The sequence below is a fragment of the Terriglobales bacterium genome, from assembly GCA_035457425.1.
Taxonomy (GTDB): Bacteria; Acidobacteriota; Terriglobia; order Terriglobales; family Acidobacteriaceae; genus JACPNR01.
In genome coordinates this window covers 1-3,967 of the sequence record DATIBR010000094.1, presented here as the reverse complement: position 1 = coordinate 3,967, position 3,967 = coordinate 1, and the positions used below count along the sequence as shown (strand labels likewise).

Sequence of the window (3,967 nt, the reverse complement as noted above, 5' to 3'; positions counted from 1 at the left end):
GATCATCTTCGTAGACCTTCCTGGCGGGGATCTGGCCGGCGATGATCTTGCAGAACAGACAGTCGCTCATAGCGCGACGATTCTAAACCCGGGCAGGTCGTCGGTCGTCGGCCCTCGGTCGTCGGCCGCGAGGTTCGGGGTACGAGATCGAAGATCTTAAATCGAAGATCGGAAACGCCGTCAGTCCATGCGGACGAGCCAGACCGGGGCGGAGGTGCGCGCGTTGTCGGCGACTTCCTGGGCGCGGCGCTTGTCGTCCTGCGGGACGCGGACGCGCACCCACTCGCCGGTCGGCCCGGTGAACTGGATGACTTTTGCGGTGGAGTACTTGCGCGCGAGGCGCTGCTTCACCTCGGTGGCCTCGTCGCGATCGTCGAAGGCGCCGATCTGGACGCACCAGCGCCCGCCACGGTCGATGGCGGCGGGCGTCTCGAGCACGTCGAGGCGCACCTTGGCGATGCCGGCGCGCCAGACGTCGGCCGCTTTCGCGGCGGCGCGCGAGAGGTCGATGACGCGGCCTTCGACGAACGGGCCGCGGTCGTTGATGCGCACCAGCACGCTCGTCCCGGTCTTCAGGTTGGTGACGCGCACCAGCGAGCCGAAGGGCAGCGTGCGGTGCGCCGCGGTCAGCGCGTCCTGGTCGTAGATCTCGCCGTTGGCTGCCTTGCGATTGTGGTAGGGCGGCCCGTACCAGCTCGCCAGGCCGGTCTCGGTGTAGAGGACCTTCCCGTTCCTGGGATAGGGCGACGGTTTCGCGGACGACGGATACGAGGCGACCGGAGGCGGCGGCGGCGGGATGCGGCTGGTGCGGTTCTTCTTGCCGCCGCAGCCGGCGAGCAGCAGAGCCACGCAGCCGAGCGCCGCGACCAGAGGCAGCCGGCGCACTACTTCTGCTGCTGCTCCATGTAGTCGGCGAGCTTGGCGAGCTTCTCGGCCGCGGTGCGCAGGGCCTTGGTCGAGCCCCCACGGACCTTCGGCACCACCTCGTCGTTGAGGTAGCGGATGGCGTCGTTCAGTTCCTTCTGGACGCGGTCGGACGCCGTATCGAAGGCGTCGTCCATCTTGCGTCCCGCCCGTTCGAAGGGACGGTTCTGTGGATCGGTCACGTTCCACCTTCTGTTTAGAAGCAGAGTGCCAGAGGAATGGATTATGCGCTGCCGGGATTTTTCGCGCAACGCACCGGAACCACCGGAAGAACCCTGCCGCCGAGCCGTGGCCGAGTCTTATCGCGCAGCAACCCACGCCTCCTGGCTTACCTCTTAATACAGAGGAACTACGTATGTGGGCCCTGCGGTTCGGATCCTTCGTTCTCATGCTGGCAGGTGCGCTGGCCGCGCAAGAGGCGGCGCCGCTGCGGGAAGCCCCCTCTTCCAGCTCGCGCGACGCCGCGGCGCAGGAATTGCCGGCGGCGCCTTCCGCGACGCAGCTTCAGCTCAGCCAGGAGCGGTTCCGCGCCCAGGTGGACGCCCCGCCTGAGCTGCCCCGCCGGCTCACCGCGGGCGACAAGTTCCAGCTCTTCATGCAGCACACGAACTCGCCCTTCACCTTCACCGCGGCGGGCGTGGCGGCCGGGGTGGGACAGGCGGCGAACACCGACCCGGGATTCGGCCAGGGATGGCGCGGCTTCCGCAGCCGCTACGGCGCGGCGCTGGCGGACACGGAGTCGCACGCCTTCTTCAGCAAGTTCCTGATCCCGGTGCTGGCGCACCAGGACCCGCGCTACAAGCGCAACGGGCGGGAGCCGTTCGCGGCGCGCGTGCTCGACGCCCTCTCGCAGATCGTCGAGACCGACGACGACGAAGGCGAGCCGCAATTCAACTACTCCCAGGTGCTGGGCACGGCGGTCTCCGCCTCGATCTCGAACGTGTACTACCCGCCGTCCTCGCGCGGGTTCCGGCGCACCGGCTACCGCGCCGTCACCCGGCTCGGCACCGAGGCGGGAATGAACGTGGTGCGCGAGTTCCTGCCCGACCTCAAGCGCGCGATCTTCGGGCGTCCGAAGGTCTCGGAGCGCGAGCGCGAGGCGCTGACTTGGCGCACGGGCACCCAGCCCAGCGTCACGCCGGAGCGCTGAACAGCCACATCAGTCGGAGCGGCGGATCCGCGAGCGTAGCGCGGCGGCCTGTTCCTGCAGGGACTCGGCCAGGCGCTCGGCTTCCGTCAGGCTGCCGGAGTCCTTCAGCCGGACCTTGGCGAGCTCGTCGGCCAGGCGCCGGATGGCGGCGATGCGCGCCTCCAGATCGGCAGGATCGAAGGGTTCCGAAGTCATTTTTTGACGGAAAGTGCGGCAGGATAATAGCACAAGCGCGCGCGGAGAAGACGCACGCCCGGCGCACACAAAACACGCCGGGCGCAGAGCGCGCTACACGCGAGCGCGGCTGATGGCGAGCTCGCGCTCGTCGAAATGCTGGGTCTCAGCCTCCTGGGCGTCGACGACCGCCAGCGCCGCGGTGTTCACGATGGTCTCCACCGAGCAATCGCGCGGCAGCACGTGCACGGGTTTGGAAAGTCCCATCAGGATGGGCCCGATGGCTTCCAGGCCGCCCAGCCGGGCCAGCAGCTTGAAGGCGATGTTGGCCGACTGCAGTTCAGGGAAGATCAGGACGTTGGCTCCCTCGTGCCGCAGGGGCGTGAACGGGTACGACTCGCTCAGGACTTCGGGCGAGAGCGCGGTATCGGCCATGAGCTCGCCGTCGACGATGAGCGTGGGGTCGGCGATGCGGACCAGGTCGACGGCGCGCCGCACCTTCTCGCACAGCGGGTGGCGGGTGCTGCCGAAGGTGGAGAAGGAGAGCATGGCGACGCGGGGCTCGACCTCGAAACGGCGCGCCTGCTGCGCGGCGCAGAGCGCGATCTCGGCCAGGTCCTCGGCGCTCGGGTCGATGTTCACCGCGACGTCGGCAAGGAAGTAGATCTCGCCCTTGCGCGTGACCATGGCCTGCAAGGTGGAGACCTTGTGGACGCCGGGCCGCACGTGGATGGCGTGCAGCGCCGGGCGGATGGTGTCCGGGTAATGCTGCGAGACGCCGGAGACGAGCGCGTCGGCGTCGCCCATGCGGACCATGAGCGAGCCGAACAGGTTGCGGTCGGTCACCAGGCTGCGCGCCTCGGAGAGCGTGACGCCGCGGCGCTGGCGCAGGCCGTAGTACTCGCGCGCGTACTGCTCGCGCTGCAGCGAGGCCATGGGGTCCACGATCTCGACGCCGTTCAGCTCGATGCCGGCCAGTTGCGCCTGCTCCAGGATGGCGGAGGGATCGCCCAGCAGGATGGGTTGCGCGATCTTCTCCTCCACCAGGATGTGGGCGGCGCGCAATACCTTGCCGTGCTGGCCCTCGGGGAAGACGACGCGCTTGGGTTCGGCCTGCGCCTTCTGGATCATGACGCGCATGATCTCGTGCGCCTTGCCGAGGCGGCGCTCGAGCTGCTCGCGATACTCGGCCAGGTCGACGGGATGCTGGGCGACGCCGGTCTCCATGGCGGCGCGCGCCACCGCGGCGGCTTCCCACACCAGCACGCGCGGGTCGAACGGCTTGGGGATGATGTAGTCGGGTCCGAAGCGGAAACCTTCCACGCGATACGCGCGGCAGACGGAATCGGGCACGTCCTCCTTGGCGAGGGCGGCGAGCGCGTGCGTGGCAGCCAGCTTCATCTGCTCGTTGATGGTGGTGGCGCGGACGTCGAGCGCCCCGCGGAAGATGAACGGGAAGCCAAGCACGTTGTTCACCTGGTTGGGATAGTCGGAGCGCCCGGTGGCCATCAGGATGTCGGGGCGGACGGCGCGCGCTTCGTCATAGCCGATCTCGGGATCGGGATTCGCCATGGCGAAGACGATGGGCTTGTCGGCCATCGCGCGGAGCATCTCGGGAGTAAAAGCGCCCTTCACGGAGAGGCCGACCAGCACGTCGGCGCCGCGCGCGGCTTCCGCCAGCGTGCGGTGCGGGGTCGCGAGCGCGAACCTTTCCTTGTA

5 protein-coding genes are annotated in these 3,967 nt (G+C 68.6%); 1 reads left to right on the top strand and 4 read right to left on the bottom strand.

What is annotated here, in order from left to right; all coding sequences use genetic code 11:
* Nucleotides 1–180 precede the first annotated feature (180 nt).
* Together VLA96_07135 and VLA96_07130 are read right to left on the bottom strand one after the other, a co-directional pair.
* On the bottom strand, nucleotides 181–885 hold the full coding sequence (locus VLA96_07135; GenBank protein HSE48965.1) for a septal ring lytic transglycosylase RlpA family protein: 705 nt from the start codon (nucleotides 883–885) through the stop codon (nucleotides 181–183).
* Entirely contained in the window at nucleotides 885–1,106 is a 222-nt protein-coding gene (locus VLA96_07130; protein HSE48964.1) for a hypothetical protein, read from the bottom strand. The genes VLA96_07135 and VLA96_07130 overlap by 1 nt, the downstream gene beginning before the upstream one ends.
* Nucleotides 1,107–1,312: 206 nt before the next feature.
* Between VLA96_07130 and VLA96_07125 the strand changes: the two genes are divergently transcribed.
* A complete protein-coding gene (locus VLA96_07125; protein ID HSE48963.1) occupies nucleotides 1,313–2,074 on the top strand; it encodes a hypothetical protein in 762 nt (253 codons plus the stop codon).
* 9 nt (nucleotides 2,075–2,083) lie between these two features.
* Here the strand turns inward: VLA96_07125 and VLA96_07120 are convergent, their stop codons facing one another.
* Complete coding sequence (locus tag VLA96_07120; GenBank protein HSE48962.1) at nucleotides 2,084–2,269, bottom strand: hypothetical protein; 186 nt, start codon at nucleotides 2,267–2,269, stop codon at nucleotides 2,084–2,086.
* A gap of 93 nt (nucleotides 2,270–2,362) precedes the next feature.
* On the bottom strand, nucleotides 2,363–3,967 hold a 1,605-nt coding region (locus tag VLA96_07115), incomplete at its 5' end, for a phosphate acyltransferase (GenBank protein HSE48961.1).